At 44.8% G+C, this 16,234-nt stretch carries 11 protein-coding genes; 9 read left to right on the top strand and 2 right to left on the bottom strand.

Annotation, left to right across the window (positions count from 1 at the left end; translation table 11 throughout):
* Positions 1 to 120 precede the first annotated feature (120 nt).
* From ACSQ8O_RS23595 to ACSQ8O_RS23560, 8 genes are all read left to right on the top strand, one after another.
* Entirely contained in the window at positions 121 to 1,143 is a 1,023-nt protein-coding gene (locus tag ACSQ8O_RS23595) for a LacI family DNA-binding transcriptional regulator (protein ID WP_436243598.1), read from the top strand.
* Between the two features lie 301 nt (positions 1,144 to 1,444).
* Positions 1,445 to 3,046: a hypothetical protein gene (locus ACSQ8O_RS23590; RefSeq protein ID WP_436243597.1), complete on the top strand. Its 1,602-nt coding sequence runs from the start codon at positions 1,445 to 1,447 to the stop codon at positions 3,044 to 3,046.
* 88 nt (positions 3,047 to 3,134) lie between these two features.
* Positions 3,135 to 4,091 carry an ABC transporter permease gene (locus ACSQ8O_RS23585; RefSeq protein WP_056623199.1) on the top strand — a complete coding sequence of 319 codons (957 nt, stop codon included), beginning with the start codon at positions 3,135 to 3,137 and terminating at the stop codon, positions 4,089 to 4,091.
* Positions 4,092 to 4,127: 36 nt separating this feature from the next.
* The gene (locus tag ACSQ8O_RS23580) at positions 4,128 to 5,015 is read left to right on the top strand and encodes a carbohydrate ABC transporter permease (protein ID WP_056623202.1); all 888 of its coding nucleotides are present in this window, start codon (positions 4,128 to 4,130) and stop codon (positions 5,013 to 5,015) included.
* Positions 5,016 to 5,033: 18 nt separating this feature from the next.
* Positions 5,034 to 6,044, top strand: coding sequence for a zinc-dependent alcohol dehydrogenase (locus ACSQ8O_RS23575; RefSeq protein WP_436243596.1), 1,011 nt, complete (start codon positions 5,034 to 5,036; stop codon positions 6,042 to 6,044).
* Positions 6,045 to 6,186: 142 nt separating this feature from the next.
* Positions 6,187 to 7,923, top strand: a complete 1,737-nt coding sequence (locus tag ACSQ8O_RS23570) for a sensor histidine kinase (protein WP_436243595.1) — start codon at positions 6,187 to 6,189, stop codon at positions 7,921 to 7,923.
* Between the two features lie 23 nt (positions 7,924 to 7,946).
* Positions 7,947 to 9,566, top strand: a complete 1,620-nt coding sequence (locus ACSQ8O_RS23565) for a response regulator transcription factor (RefSeq protein ID WP_436243594.1) — start codon at positions 7,947 to 7,949, stop codon at positions 9,564 to 9,566.
* Positions 9,567 to 10,108: 542 nt separating this feature from the next.
* Entirely contained in the window at positions 10,109 to 12,472 is a 2,364-nt protein-coding gene (locus ACSQ8O_RS23560; RefSeq protein WP_436243593.1) for a helix-turn-helix domain-containing protein, read from the top strand.
* A 73-nt stretch (positions 12,473 to 12,545) separates the two neighbouring features.
* On the opposite strand, the gene ACSQ8O_RS23555 is transcribed toward ACSQ8O_RS23560, so the two are convergent.
* On the bottom strand, positions 12,546 to 14,003 hold the full coding sequence (locus tag ACSQ8O_RS23555) for an esterase-like activity of phytase family protein (RefSeq protein WP_436243592.1): 1,458 nt from the start codon (positions 14,001 to 14,003) through the stop codon (positions 12,546 to 12,548).
* 216 nt (positions 14,004 to 14,219) lie between these two features.
* Between ACSQ8O_RS23555 and ACSQ8O_RS23550 the strand changes: the two genes are divergently transcribed.
* Entirely contained in the window at positions 14,220 to 15,005 is a 786-nt protein-coding gene (locus tag ACSQ8O_RS23550) for a TetR/AcrR family transcriptional regulator (protein WP_436243591.1), read from the top strand.
* A 412-nt stretch (positions 15,006 to 15,417) separates the two neighbouring features.
* Here the strand turns inward: ACSQ8O_RS23550 and ACSQ8O_RS23545 are convergent, their stop codons facing one another.
* Positions 15,418 to 16,185 (bottom strand): ABC transporter permease, encoded by a 768-nt coding sequence (locus tag ACSQ8O_RS23545; RefSeq protein ID WP_436243942.1) that lies wholly within the window; start codon positions 16,183 to 16,185, stop codon positions 15,418 to 15,420.
* Positions 16,186 to 16,234: the final 49 nt, after the last annotated feature.

Raw genomic sequence — 16,234 nt, 5'->3', positions numbered from 1 at the left:
CCTGGGAACGATTTTTTTGCAAAAGTGCCGGGATTCCATTGGATTCGCTTGACAGGCTTATTAGATCAATTTAATCTAAAGGAGAAAGTTAAACGTTTAACCGATGGAGCTGAAACACATATGAGCAGACCCAAACAAGTCACAATTGTAGAAGTGGCAGCAGCAGCTGGTGTATCGATTGCCACGGTCTCCAATGTGCTGAATAGAGGTGGAATCCGTTCGTCGAAGGAGACCATTCGCAAGGTCGAATTAGCGGCAGAACAATTGGGATATCGACGCAATACCATGGCAGCAGGTTTAAGTCGTAACAAAACCTTTGAAATTGGCCTCATCGTTCCTGGGTTGACGAGTTATTATGGACGGTTAGCGGAAGTTTTACAGATGGAAGCCCATCATGCGGGCTACCATTTATCCGTTTTTTCCTCAGGAGGATTCGATCCGACGATTGAACGAAGAAACTTAGAAGTGTTACTGCAGCGAAGAGTGGATGGACTTATCTGTCATGGCTTAGCAATGGGGAAGGAATCCACACGTGCTATCGTAAATAGTGGAACACCTCTAGTGCTCATTAATGGTTGGGGCTGGCCCGAGGATATATCCGTTGGTGCTGTAAATTTAGGCTTTGCCGAGGCTTGCAGACAATCAACGAAATTACTTGTGGAGCGTGGCTGCGATGAACTCATCTACGTGGGCAGCAAACACTCGAATGTGATTGATGAACAGCGGCGGCTTGGATTTCATCTGGGTCTACAACAACTGAGCGTTGAGATTTCCCATCGTATCGTCGAAATGAAGGAACTGGACGTGGACGCATTTCTCCAAGAGGTGATGACGGGGCCAGCGAATCGCACGGGGATCGTCGCTTTTGATGATCACGTTGCATTAAAATTGCTTTCGGCAGCCAATAAGCAGAAGATCGACTTCCCGAACCGCCTACAAATGATCGGTATTAATAACGACTATATGGCTAAGTATAGTTACCCTGGTATTTCCAGCTGGGACATTCCTTATGGGCTTCAGGCGCAAATGGCCATCCATAAATTGCTTCATAAGTTTGGACATACCGTAGAGGCCAGCGAGGAGCGAGAATTTGAAGTCCCGCTTATTTTTATAGAACGAGAAACAACTCGCATCCAAGCATAAGGAATAGCCTTCAGCAACGGTCTGATTACGGGAACCCGCTAGTCATTTTCCAAATATAACATGAACCTCAAACACCCTTACGCCCAGTGATGCTAGCGTAAGGGTGTTTCTTATTGTGTAGCAGAAGGTTAAAATTGTAGTATAAATTCTCCAATAAAGATCTGCATTTTAACCACTATTTCTTGAATGCGTCTGCTAGTTTCACTAATGGGTTGGTTCTATACTAAGAACAAGTAAACGCTATCATGAAAATAAAGTGAGATAAGAGTTTACGGAACGTATAAATAGGAGGGGTAATGAAATGAAGAAATTAGTAGTTATTGGTCTCGCTGCTACAATCGTTACGCTTACAGGTTGTTCGGATAGCAAATCGACAACATCGACAAGCACGCCGACAGGATCGACCAATGCGTCTGCTACGGCTAAACCTGAGAAGCTGACGTTGAACTGGTCCGTCACTAGCGGAAATCTTGCGAATGTGAATTTGCCTGCCGCAGACAAAGATTTTGTTAAGAAGGCCATTGAAGAAAAGTTTAATGTTGATCTCAAGATAGATTATATGATGAACGGTAAAGAATACTATGACAAGTTGAATGCAACGATGGCGGGCGGCAATGTGCCAGATATGTTCATTTCTGGTGGTGCAGAGTCCCAAAAGTATATTTCGGATGGAATCACTGGTAACCTTGCCCCATTCTTAACGAAAGCAGCTGTACCGAACTATTTCAAATGGGTATCTGAGGATGAAGTCAATGCCTACCAGATTAAACAAGGTGAATTCTTCCGTGGCATGAATATATTCCCACGTAATACGTATGCAGCTTGGCATATTCGGCAGGATTGGTTAGATAAGCTTGGATTGAAAGCGCCAAAGACATACGACGAATTAACGAAAGTCATGGTAGCCTTCACGAAGAATGATCCAGACGGTAATGGTAAGAATGATACGTTTGGTTTCTCAGCAGCAGGAAATGGTGCTAACTTGCCGTTTGATTTCCCGCAATGGTTGAATAACGGTCTTGTAGCAGACTTCATGATTACGAACAATACGTATATTGATAACCGGACAGATCTTAAAGTAGAGAAAGTCATTGATCAAGTCGTGGATTGGATTAATCAAGGCGTTGTAGATCCGGACTGGTTCTTGAATAAACCGGGTGCACAATTGGATAAAGCGTCACAAGGTAAAGTAGGTATGTTCTTCTCTGGAGATAAGACTACCATCCTAGATAGTAATCCGACAAGCGTGGCGAATCGTTCTAAAGCATTAGATCCTAAAGCGAATTGGGTACCGATCTTCCCGCTAAATCAGCCGATTATTTGGAAAAATAACGTTGCAGTTGACACGATTTTGATCAGTAAAACAACAGCTGAGAAAACACCAGATAAAATTAAACGCTCCATGGAAATTCTGAACTGGTTGACAGGCGATGAGGGCTTCTTATTGACACATTATGGCCAAGAAGGCAAACATTACACGAAAGATGGCAAGAAAATTACGTTGAATGTTGCTAATTTCGAAGCTGATATTGCGAAAGCCGGCAACTGGTTAAATGTGTACAATGCTTTCGTACCTGATGAGCCGAAGGTGCTAGGATACGAGCTAGTAGATCCACGTATTAATGATCACGACCGTGCTATTCTGAAGACAGTTGAGTCTTACCCTAAGCATGATGCATTGCCTCCGGTTAGCTTGGTTCCGCCAGCTGGCATTAACATTGGTGATTTCCGTAAAGAGATGAGTAAATACCATATCAAAGGTGTTCTTGAAGATAAGAGTGGCAAGAACTGGCCGCAGTACCGTGAAGAGCTCATGACCAAATTCAAAGGTAGAGATATATTCACAGAGTACACGAAAATTTTGAATACAGCATTGAAGAATAAGCTTAACGATTTTAAATAAGAGAGTGAAGGCATCGAAGGGAACCCGGCGTTGTTCGTGGGTTTCCTTCTGTCTTCGGTCTGATAGAGACAGCTAGGAGGAGATGGCGATGGCGGAAACCATAGCTGCTAAGAACGATATAACGATAGCTCCACGCACGAGAGAAAGTAAATGGAAAAGTGTGTATCGCAGTAGATGGTTCTATCTCATGATGATACCAGGCCTTCTCTATTATGTCATATTTCATTATGCCCCAATGGCAGGCACGCTAATTGCTTTCCAGAACTACAACATTATGAAGGGCATTTGGGGAAGCCCTTGGGTTGGTTTCGATAATTTTCGAGTGATCTTTGATAGTCCTGATTTCATGAGAATCCTCAGAAATACATTGGAAATTAGTATTCTCAAAATTATTGGCAGCATGATACCCGACGTGATCTTGGCAATTATGTTAAATGAAGTTAGAGTTCGCTGGTTCAAGAAATGGGTACAAACGATTACATATGGTCCTTACTTCTTGTCATGGGTCATCATTTACGGCTTAGTGTTTTCTTTCCTTGCACCGAGCTCAGGGTTAATCAGTACGTTTGTGCGTGATATGGGTTGGGGACAAATTGATTTATTAACGAATAAAGACTTCTTCAGGCCACTACTAATTATCACCGAAATATGGAAAAATACGGGATTCGGAGCCATTATTTACATGGCTGCGCTGGCTACTATTAATCAAGAACTTTATGAGGCTGCCGTGGTCGATGGTGCCGGACGCGGACGACAGCTGTGGCATATTACATTGCCGGGTATCCGAGATGTATTTGTACTCTTGCTAATCATTCGAATTGGTGGGATCTTGGATGCAGGCTTTGATCAGATTTTCATATTCTTGAACGCGCGTGTCTATGACACAGGAGACATCATCGATACGTGGGTTTATCGCTACGGTTTCGAACGGTTGGAGTTCGGTGTAGCGGCGGCGATGGGTGTTTTCAAATCCTTGGTCGGATTGATATTGGTACTCAGTGCGAATAAGGTAGCTAAGAAAATGGGAGGATCAGGTATATGGTAATGTCTTGCGTGATCCTTGAAGGGGAGTGGAGCTCTGATGTCATTCATCATTCATAAAACGAAAAAAGATAAAGTTATTGACGCGTGCATCTATACGGTACTTACCGTAGCCGCTTTGGTTACGTTATTCCCCTTGTACTATGTCATCATTGTATCCTTAACTCCTTATATTGAGGTTTTGAAAAACGGGGGCTTCGTCATATGGCCAGAGCATTGGACCTTGCAAGCCTATAAGGAAGTGTTCCAGTCGGCTCGTATCCCGCAAGCCTTGAAAATCACAGTTTTCATTACGATTGTGGGGACTACACTGAACCTCGTTGTGACTACGCTGCTTGCGTATCCACTAGCCAAGAAATCAGTTCCAGGACGCAATTTTATTCTCATGGCGATTTTCTTCACGATGATCTTTAGCGGTGGTATTATTCCGCTTTACATGGTGGTGCGCAGTATAGGGTTATATGATTCCGTCTGGGCACTCATCGTGCCAGGCATGGTATCAACCTTCAATCTACTGATTGTGAAGACGTACTTCGAGAATCTTCCCGTTGAAGTAGAAGAAGCTGCTAGAGTAGACGGTTGTGGCGAATTAGCAACGTTATGGCGAATCGTTCTCCCCTTATCCGCCCCGATTATGGCGACCATTGGACTCTTCTATGGGGTTACGCATTGGAACGAGTATTTCAAAGGGATTTTTTATATCTCAGACAAAACGTTAATGCCGATGCAGGTTGTGCTTCGCAGTATGATTCAAACGCCGAATATTAGTACCGAGCTATCGCTGAATTCCTTAGTCTTGGATGCTTTGCCGCCAGAAACGATTAAGATGGCGGTTGTCGTTGTTGCTACATTACCAATGCTAGTTATTTATCCATTCCTGCAAAAATACTTTGTAAAAGGTACGATGTTGGGCTCCATTAAGGGATAGAAGAAGAGGGAATATCCAATGAGAGTTGTTTATACAGTGAAGGGCCATATCGAACTTCTAGATCAGGAGGCTCCAACCATAGAGGACAATTATGTTATAGTGGAAACCATTTGCTCAGCGATTAGTCCTGGCACGGAAATCATGCTGAAAGACACGACGACCGTACCCAGTACACTTGGCTATAGTGCAATGGGCAAGGTGGTTGAAGTCGGAGAAGGTGTGACACATGTACAAGTGGGGGATCGCGTTGCTTGTTATGGTTCCCCTTTTGTCCGTCACGCCGAGCTCCTGAAAGTACCTAAGAACCTTGTCATTCTTTTGCAGGATCAGGTTAGTGATCAAGAAGCCGCTTATGTTGGCCCTGGGGCGATTGCGATACATGCGCTGCGCCAAGCGGATTTGCGCTTCGGTGAATCTGTTCTCGTCGTAGGATTAGGCATCCTGGGGCAGATCATCTGCCAAGTTGCTGAATCGTCTGCTTATCAAGTGTTCGGATTAGATCTAATAAGGGAACGTGCAGAGAAATTGATCGAATTCGGTTCTCCCCATATGTATGACAACGAAGATGAGTTGACTCGTCACATGAAGGAACTGACAGGTGGCATTGGTGTGGATGCTGTCATTCTCTGTGCCGGTGGTGGACTCAGTGGAATGATTGACAAAGCGCTGAGTTGGATTCGTGACAGAGGCAAAATCATTATAGTTGGGGATGTAGCGATGTCGTTTAATCGGGAACAGATGTTTCAGAAGGAAGCTCAAGTGCTCATTTCTCGTGCAGGCGGGCCAGGTCGATATATGGCTGATTATGAGCAGAGAGGGATTGATTATCCCATTGGTTATGTACGTTGGACAGAAGGTCGCAATATGGCCGAATATATACGATTGTTGACACAAGGGAAGATTGATATTGCTCCACTTATCACGCATCGTCTGCCAATGGCGCGAATAGCAGAAGCCTATGAACTGTACAGTCATTCACCGCGCGAAGTGCTTGGCGTCGTTGTTACTTATACAGGGGAAATGGCATAGTTTTTTGAAGCCCTCGTTGATCGAGGGTTTTAAGCATCTCCATATGCGCTAATTCGTTCGCTGCTACTAGTTAATTAGCTGGGAATTTTTTATACTTAAAGAGTGGTAAGAGAATGAGGACTATGCGGAGGAGAAGACTAGCATGATTCGTCGCTTAAAAGGGAGAAACTTGATTTCCAGCGTCAGTACGAAGCTCTTCATTCTTACCTTTATGTCCGTTATTGTTCTATTCCTGATTATTGGAATTTTCGGTTACCAACGATTGTTTGAGCCCATAAAGCAGAATAATGAGAAAGCACTTCAAAGTTCTGTTGTCCAAGTGGAGAACTATATTAAGACGTTGATGAATAACATCCAGAGTCAGTTGATTTTCTTATCCACTCCTGCTTTGTATGAAGTAGGTGAGCCGGATTTCACGAACCTTATTGAAACCATTTTATCGTACCAAATGGATCTGGTTCATAGTATTTATGTGATTGAAGAGAATAAGGTACGAGTTAGCGCTCCTTTTGGCTATCAATTTTATATCGATGCGCCAAGTATTGCCGAAATCAAATATCAGACGAATACGACGGGTTTCTGGTGGAGTGCACCGCATTTAATTAATGATCATTATGTCATTACCGTGTCTAAGCGCATTGATAGCGGTCGTTTCGTTGCGATGGATATTAACCTAGGTGCGTTGATCGGACCCAAAATGCTACAAGCCGAGCAAGGTACGGAACGACGCATTTATATATTTACTAGTGATGGGGAATTTCTCTCTACGAATACGAATCTGGTCTATCCCAAAGTGTATGTGAATCATTTGGAAATGAAGGATGCGCTGCAGAAGATTACGCAATCCGCTAGGAATTCATTCGACACAGTGAAGACTTCCACTGGGAACTATATGGTGCTAAGCTCGAATCAGAATCAATGGGATTGGTACGTATTCTCGGTTATCGAGGAGTCTCAAGCCTATCCTTTAATTAATTCGTTGAAGCAGCAGTTTGTATTCGTGGTATTCATCGCGATTATCCTTGCGTTTATTCTATCTGTATGGATTACGAGCTATATCCGGAAACCAGTGACGGCGATTACACGGCAATTAAAAGCTGCTGCGCGTGGTGAGCTGGAAGCTCGGATTACACTGAATCGTAACGATGAGTTTATGCATATTGGTAATAGCTTTAATGGCATGATGGACAATATTCAAACGTTATTCAATGAATTACGCGTCTCTGAGGAGAAGAAACGACATCATGAACTCAAGGTGCTGCAGTCGCAAATTCATCCTCATTTCCTGAATAATACGCTCAATGCAATCTATTGCTTAGGTGAGATGGGACAAACACAGGAAATGTGCGAGATGATCCGCTCATTGATGGGCTTGCTGCAATATTCTACAGATAAAGTAGGAGATGTTGTAACGGTCGAGGATGAATTACAACAATTGGACAATTATGTGCAAATCATGAACCTCAGGTATGGGGAAGTTTTTGAGGTGGATATTGCCGTCCCTGAGATTTACAACATGACACCGATCCCGAAGCTAACGCTAATTACGTTGGTGGAGAACAGTATTTTCTACGGACTCAGTAAAGAAGGGGTCAATCATATTATTGTTTGTGGCAAAGAGCATGAGGGAGCTGGTGTAGTACTGGAGGTCTCCGATACAGGTCCGGGGATTGCGCCGGATAAGCTTAAGCTGCTGTTAGAGGATACAGGTGCTGCCAATGCAAATAAAGGGTTAAACAATTTGGGCATGCGGAATGTCCAAGAGCGATTGCGGATGACATTCGGATATCCGTATGGGCTGCATTTTCATAACGAGCCGGATGAGGGATTAACGGTGACGATACAGCTACCGGCTGGAGAGTCGAAGGAGCACGGATAACTTCAGAGGGAGAGTGGACGATCATGCTGAAGATACTGATGGTGGATGATGAGAAATGGGTGAGGGAGCGATTTGCGCAGCGCATTCCTTGGTCTGACGCAGGCTTTACGTTCATGGGAGCAGCTTCAGGTGCCAAGGAAGCTATCAGCATGATTGAGCAGGAAGTTCCTCATCTACTGCTTACGGATATTACAATGCCCAATATGAACGGGTTGGAACTAGCAGCTTATGTGCGTAAGAGATGGCCACGCATCCGAATCGTCATTTTGACCGCTTATGGTGAATTTGAATATGCGAGGCAAGCTATTGAGTTAGGCGTGGATAATTACTTGATCAAGCTAGCACAAACGCCAGAGCAAATTCTGGATGCTTGCCGTAAGGTAGCTGAAGACCTGGAGCAAGAGATCGATATTAATTTAAAGTTGGAGATGAGGCTTAAGCTCGAGCGGGAGAAAGAGTGGGCGAAGAAGCGCCAATGGACTGAGATGCTGCTGGAGGGGGATGGAAGTATGCATCCCATATCTAGGGAGTGGCTTGCAGGTGTAGAATCAGCGAGTTACTTGGCGGGAATAACGATGGGATGGCGTGTGACAGCAAGTTCGGGGGCAAATAAGACGACTAGTGCGGAGGGAGCTTCCTCCTCGGTGGAAGAACTCGTTCAGCTTCAATGCCAACTAGGTGAACTACTTGAGGCGAAACTGGATGCACATATGATAGGTGATGGTTGTGGATTAGCTATCTTACCTATTCAACATAGCCAATTACTTCTATTAATTGGGTCTAAGCGTGATATGCCTGTCTTTCAAATAAACCAATTTGCAAGGATGGCTCAGGAGGTTGTCAGTGCTGCAGCTCCCATGCACAGCGTTGTTCATATCGGATCAGTTGAAGAGTCTGGGAAGCAATCGTGGACAGGTAAACAGCTTGCCGACCTTATACGAAAAGGAAGGGACGGGCTTGCTGCTTATTTCTATCAAAGTTCAAGTAAAGCCCCTATTTTCTTACGGCGTCTTGATTCGGAGCAGACGAGGGAGTGGACGGCCGCTGTCGTCAAAGCTTTGCAACGCGAGAATGAGGAGGCTTTTCGGGAAGCTGTAAGCGTGATGATCACACTTGGCGTGCCACCGATTCATCCGGGGGATCTGCTCCGTCTGACGAGACAAATGCTGCAACCTGAACTTGTGCGGTTGCCAGAGTCAGTTGTCACTAGATTAAGTAGCATTGATCAGCTTACGTCGTGGAACATTTACTCTGATTGGTGGTTGGCAACCATTGACGCCATCTGTGAGTGGTGGAATCAGCAAGCGCGTCCACAGGTAACCGCACGCAAGGAGATCCAATGGATGTGCCGTTACATCCGCGAGCATTTCCAAGAAGATTTGCAAGTGGCCGAGCTTGCGAAGCTCGTGCACATGCATCCTTCATATGCGGGGCAAGTGTTCAAACAGGAAATCGGTGAGAACTTTTTGGAATACGTGAACAGGGTACGTATGGAAAAAGCGAGCGAGATGCTCGAACGGACAACGATGAAAATATACGAAGTATCCGGCGCAGTCGGCATTTCGGACTATCGCTATTTCTGCAAATTGTTCAAGAGTCACACGGGGATTACGCCGACGCAGTACAAGAGTAAGATGGGGTGAGTGGGGAACCCACTCACCCCCATTCACACATTCCACCCAGTAATAAATGTATTTTATGTAGCTAAATTCGCCATTTTAGTGGAAATATGAGGAATAAATGGATTTTATGTAGTTAATTTTCGTCAATAGAGTCAGATTGGTCGAATTGATAGAAATTAGCTGTATGGTTTCCAGTTAATCTGAATTTGGAGCGAATTAGTTGAAATTTAGATGTAGTTTTTCCAGTTATTTCAACTTTCGTTGAGCACAATGGGGGAGTATTTTTGGAGCACGATGAGAGCCAACTATACTGGGAGTGTTAATGCCCAGCAGTGATATATTCGTGTTACAGTGCACGGAAAGTTGCAGATGGCAGTGTTTAAGCTAGGTGAGTGGGTGGAGTATGTGTAGTTGGTGAAAGTGTTTAAATAGGTAGGATGAGTTAGGCATATAAAATGAGACAGTCCCTATGATGCAAATCATTAGGGACTGTTCTTGTTGAAAGCGTTATAATAAGGTAGATTTATTCGTACAGAGATAGATATAGATACGGGGGAACGGGCATGAAACTTTGGCGAATCGTTCAGGAGAAGAAGTATTTGCTGCGCATTTTTCTATGGATCAACTGCATGATCCTGCTCATCTTACTTTCATTTTCCAGTCTTATCTACGTGAATGTTGAGAAAAATGTGTTTCAAAGCGAATACGAAGGAAGCCAGAAGCTATTGTCCCAAATGAAGTACAATATCGATTATTTGGATACGATGATCAGCAAGCTGACCTTTTCTACCTACGGTAATAATGACGTCAAAGCGCTCATGTATTTGAATGACGAAGAGACATATGATCATATGAATACGATTAATAAACTGAATGCGACCGTCGTTGCCAATTATCCATTCGTTCAATCGGTCTATGTCTATAACAACCATAAGAAGCTGTATTACTCCACATTTGGTGAATTGTACCATAAGGATGCTGAATTAGATAAGGTTCTCGCGGAGAATCCTCATATTACGCCTTTGAAAGCGATTGTGCGGAAAATGCAAACCGGAGGCAGCAGCGCCAAGCCTACCTATGATACTGTGCTGAGTTATGTCATGTTTGAAAATGTGGATGAAAAAGGTGTGATGGACGGTGCCATCATTCTCAATGTGAAGTTGGACTGGCTCATCGATAATATTCGAACGATTAATCAATTTGATTCGCGGACGCCAAGCGATTTATACATTTTAGACAACAAGAATCAATTTATTGAAACCGATACCACCCATTTGATCGCTGACAATGCCTCGGCCGTTACGATTAAGCAAGCCTTTGAAACATCGGTTTCCCAAGATCGGATGCATGCGGGAGAGCCGGCTGGATTTTACGAATCTAAAGTCGATGGCGAGAAATTCATTGTCTCTTATATCTATTTGGAGAATACGGGATGGACGCTGTTGGAAGCGAAGCCGTATAAAGAAGTGTACGCGAATCTGAAGCAGCTGATGGATACGATTCTGTTCATTACGGGAGCTGTTTTTGTCGGGGCGCTGCTCTTAACGCTATCGGTTTCTCGAGGCATTTACAGGCCGGTGAGGCGGCTCATGGAACAGACATCGCTCAGTGGAGCGGGAAGAGAGGGCTTCCTGAAGCCTGGCGTGAAAGACGAGTTTTCCTATTTGACTGAGGTGTATCGAAAGTCGAGAGAACAGCTCTATGAATACAACCTCGAGAAGAACAATAATACGAGTATTATGAAGATTTACTTTTTGAAAAAGCTGATATCAGATAGCTACAGTATGAATGCAGCTGAATTTGAGGATATATTGAGGCAGTTGAATGATGCCCTGACAAAAGATAAACCGTTCTTAATCTGTGTTTTGCGCATCGATGAGTATAAAAAAATCCTAAGTCATAAAAGCTTGGCTGAAAGAGAGTTGCTGCGCTTTGCGATTGCGAATGTTACTGCGGATGCTCTATCTCAAATAGGTGTCGCCCAAATTGTAGATATGAAAGATGACTCGTTTACGATTTTATTGAACACGGCTGATGGTCAACACGAATCTGTGGAACAGGTGGAACAATCACTGCAGGAAGCGCAAAACTACATTCAAAAGCACTACCATATCACTTTTTCGGCAACGGTCAGCAATATCATTACGGAATATACAGCGATTGCTGCCGCCTATAATGAAACCTTAGCTAACAGCTCTTATCGGTATGTGTTCGGAACGAAGTCTGTGATTACGCAAGCACGTATTGCTTCCAACATGGGAAGTGTGGATGTAGAGCAAGTGTTGGAGTTAGTGAGCAAATTTACCGATGCCGTTCCCAAAGGTAACGCGATCAAAACAGAAGAAAGACTCCGTGACGTATTCAGTCACATTCGCAAGCTAGACTATGGCAGCATCATGCTGGTCAGTATGCAGGTGGTGCACCATTTGAAGAAGACGATTTTTGAGATGAACCGTACGAGTAAGGAGCCAATTGCTGTTCCCGCTAGGCTGATGAGTCGCGAGCTGTATGAGGAGGAAACAATTGAGCAATTCGAGGGACTTCTGTTGGAAGCGGTACGCGCCATTCATAGTGAAGGTGAGGAAAAAGGGATTCAAGGCAACCAAGTTGTCGCCGATACGATTAAAGAGATTATCGATTCCAACTATTTCGATTCCTCTCTCTCCGCTGCAAGTATTTCTGAAATGATGAGATTGCCTGCTTACAAGTTGAGCAAAATATCCAAGATTCACCTCGGGATGTCGATTCCCGAATATATTAATCAGGTGAAGCTGCATAAAGCGGTGGAATGGATGGAGAACTCCAAGCTAAGCATTCAGGAGATCATGCAGCGCGTAGGCGTAGAGAACGAGAGTTATTTCTATAAGCTATTCAAGGCTAAATTTGGGATGACGCCCAGGGAGTATATGGCAAAGCGCATGCGGTAATTAAATGGTGGGAAAAACGTAAAACGACCCGGTTGTCCATCATTGGACTTCCGGGTCGTTTGGTTGTGGGTATCTATTTAATTGTGTATGGCAGTTTAAATGTCCATAGAAGTGTTCCATTTTCAGGTGTTGTGCTGTCAATGCCGAAATCGTTATCGTTCGTGATAGCAAGTGTATCACCATTGATGAGCGAAACACCTTCAATTTTCTCATAAGGGAACTTGAATGCAACTGCATCCAGTACGGTTCGCTTCGTCGTTGGCAGAATTCCATTGGCTTTCAGATCTGCAATCGTCATTTGTTCAAGTGTTTTACCTGCCGCTGTCGCACTGTCGTATTTGCCACTAACATTGGTAGCTGTTGAAAGGTCAATGGCATAAATGCGCTTTAACTGTGCTTTATCGCCAGAGAATTTATCTCGCTCATCGATTAACAGCGTGTTCTCGTTTACGACAACCATATCGGAAATGACGATATCGCCTTGAGTAAGATCCTTAAATTGCTTCGCATCCTCTAGGACGTATACAAACTCAGCAACGGGGTTAAGCGTCGCTAGGTCAAACTTAATAATTCGAACCTGACGTGAATTGTCCATGGCTTTATCTGGATTACGAAGTGCATTCTGCATGGCCATGAACATATATTTGCCATCAGGTGTTATGCCAACAGCTTCAGCTCCACGGTTCTGGCGAAGTTTGTTGTACACTTCTGGCAGCGTCTCGCGGGATGGCACAAGCGGGGCGGACGCCTGACTTGCCCAACCTTTAGGCACAATACGCTCAATGATCGTACCATCACGCTTCACATGGACAATGGATGGACCATATTCATCGGAAATCCAGAAAGAATCATCCTTTGGATTGTAAGCTAAACCTTCGATATCAAGACCGTACGGGTCGTAAGCGAGTACTTTCTCGCCTTTGGCATCGTAAGGCTCTTCATCGCGCCCTTTAATATTTGGCAGCCCAGTAATCGTGACTTTGCCTGACACAGGGTTAGTACCTGAGAGCTTCAAAGGGAACTTGTCTAAGATATTGATTTCGCCTTTACTGACTTCGATTTTATAAATTGTTGGTACATAGTCTGGAAGTGGGAACGTACGCACTGTTTTACCGTTAATTGTAGGTTGTCCATTTGGCCCGCGATCAGCTGTTGTATAGAATACATTATCAGGGTCTCCTGGAAGGTGCGTTAAGGATGAGCCCACACCCATTTTAATACCTTCTGCAAGATTGGCTGCCTTCAGCTCGTATTTACCAGTCAAAACAGGCTTGTCCGTCAAAGATACGCTGTTGCGAAACTCATCCCAATCCACATATTTACCCATGGCTTCTGATAGTGCGCGAACGGGCATGTACAAACTGCCGTCCAAATTTACAGCTGGTGCTGAAGGTTTAATCACTTGTCCATTGCTCGAATAGGTTACATTTTCGGAGGTTACTCCGTTCACTTGCTGAGCAGTTACTGTTCCCGAAACAGCCACAGGAAGAGCAAGCAGTAAAGATGTTAATACGATCCAATTACGTTTCATTTGTAGTAATTCTCCCCTCGTAGTTACCCACATTTCTCTTAACTTCTTACTTATACCAAAACTATGTAAGGGACGTGTAAATTGTATATTACGAAATTGTAAATTTTCAGATCGTCCTCTTAGGTTACCTCCACTAATCAATCTAGATGCGATTGTGATATACTGTATATGATGTATACATTTTCGGATTGCAAGGATAATGGAGGATGGAACAACATGGAGATCGGCGACGAGATCGATGATGAAATCATACAGAGCTTACCATCAGGTGTAGCTCTTAGCTGGGGAATTATTAAACCGTCCCGCAGAGGGCCTAAAGGTGAGCTCAGCATCAAAAAAATCGTTGACGCGGCGATTGCCATTGCTGACAGCGATGGACTTGCGGCTGTGTCGATGAGCAGGGTAGCCCAATCGTTGGGGTACACGACGATGTCTTTGTATCGCTATATCACAAGTAAGGAAGATTTGCTCGTGCTGATGCAGGATGCGGTGTGTGACATTCCGATTCCATCAGAGGTGCCAGGTAAGCCGTGGCGCGAGGAAATGGGGGAATACGTCTGGGCTTGCGTAGATGTGTTCCGTAAACATGCGTGGTATGGCGATATGCATATTACGAGCGTTCCCCTCGGGCCAAACAATCTTCAGGTGATCGACTGGATGTTGAGAATTATGCGGGATTTTCCGCTGAACGATTTTGAGAAGATGTCATTTCTACTTCTCGTCAGCAGCTATTCTAGAGCATGCGGTCTGATTGCGCGGGATATGGATAAGGCTATCCGCGATGGTGCGAGTCCGGAAGCATTTAGTGGGGTCAATTATGGCGCAGCACTAAAGCAATTGGTCAAGCCGGATCGTTTCCCCCATCTGCATCCCATCTTGATGGCAGGTGCTTACACGGATGAGGTGGAGAATCCGATCGGCAATGATCTGGATTTCGGACTTGAGCGGATCTTGGATGGGATTGAGCATTATTTGAGGATGAAAAGAGTGGGGCAGGAGTAACGAGCATAAAAAGGCTGCGCGCAAGTAGAGGGATCTACTTGCGCGCAGCCTTTTTACTATATGCCATTAATGTGGCTATGAAAAGTGCAATAGTGCAACCTTTTTTCTCGAGACATTCCCTCTATCTGAAATGCGTGCAAAAGGGCAACTATTTCTGCCCCGACTCCACTTTGGGCACCTTTTCGGTGTAAAAGGGTGCCCATTTGCACTTATTTATCTAATTTGAGGTGTTGTCCCCGACAATAAGTGCCTTTTAGCATTTTTGGCTATGGCCGATTGTTCCAGGGAATGAATAGCGTTATGCCATAAGGTTAAACGGGTACAGTCCGAATTTTCTGCGATATAAGATGATGGCATAACGTTATCTACCTCAACATGCTGTATGTTGGTTCCACCAATCGAAGGCTCCCGCTCAGTTCCCGCTTTTCCGACGGAACGCAAGGAGACACCAACCAATGGACATAACCAGCAGGACTGAACACCAGCCGATAGCCCACCAACCGTTATGCAGCACCGGCGTACCCATTAGCAGACCGCGAATCGTCTCAATGACCGGTGTGATTGGCTGATGGTTAGCAAAGCCTTGCATCCAAGATGGCATGGTATTCGTTGGAACGAATGCGCTGGACAGATATGGGAGGAACAGCAGGGCAAAGCCGTAGCCGCTGGCGGCAGAAGGGCTGCCCGTGACGAGGCCGATCGCAGCGAACAGCCAGGTAAACGTCAGAATGAATAAAATGATGACACCAATGGCTCCAAGCCATTCGATGAATGTCGCGTTGGGACGAAAACCAACAAGCAGGGCAACCCCGATAACCATACATGTCGCCAGCAAGTTACGAGCAAGGCTTGCGGCGACATGACCCGTAATGACGCTGATGCTGCTGATCGGCATGGTCCGGAAACGGTTGATAATGCCATTGGTCATGTCGCTTGCTACATCAACAGCCGTGCTGGATGAGCCGAAGCCTGCGCACAATAGGATGATGCCTGGCACGACATAGTTCACATAATTGCCGCTCGGATCAAGGGCGCCGCCAAATATATAGGTAAACAGCAGCATGAGCATAACGGGTAGCATGATAGCCATCATGAGCGACTCGATGTTGCGCAAGCTGTGACGGATGCTGCGTCCGATGAAGACAGCGTTGGTAGCTGCGAAAGAAGCTGGCTTTGGCATAGCTAGATTATTCATGTTTAGGGGTCGAGTGTTATTCGAGTTCATCGGC

The organism is Paenibacillus sp. LjRoot56, assembly GCF_964253335.1.
Taxonomy (GTDB): Bacteria; Bacillota; Bacilli; order Paenibacillales; family NBRC-103111; genus Paenibacillus_E; species Paenibacillus_E allorhizoplanae.
The sequence above is the reverse complement of the archived record's forward strand: the minus strand, read 5'-3'. Positions and strand labels throughout refer to the sequence as shown.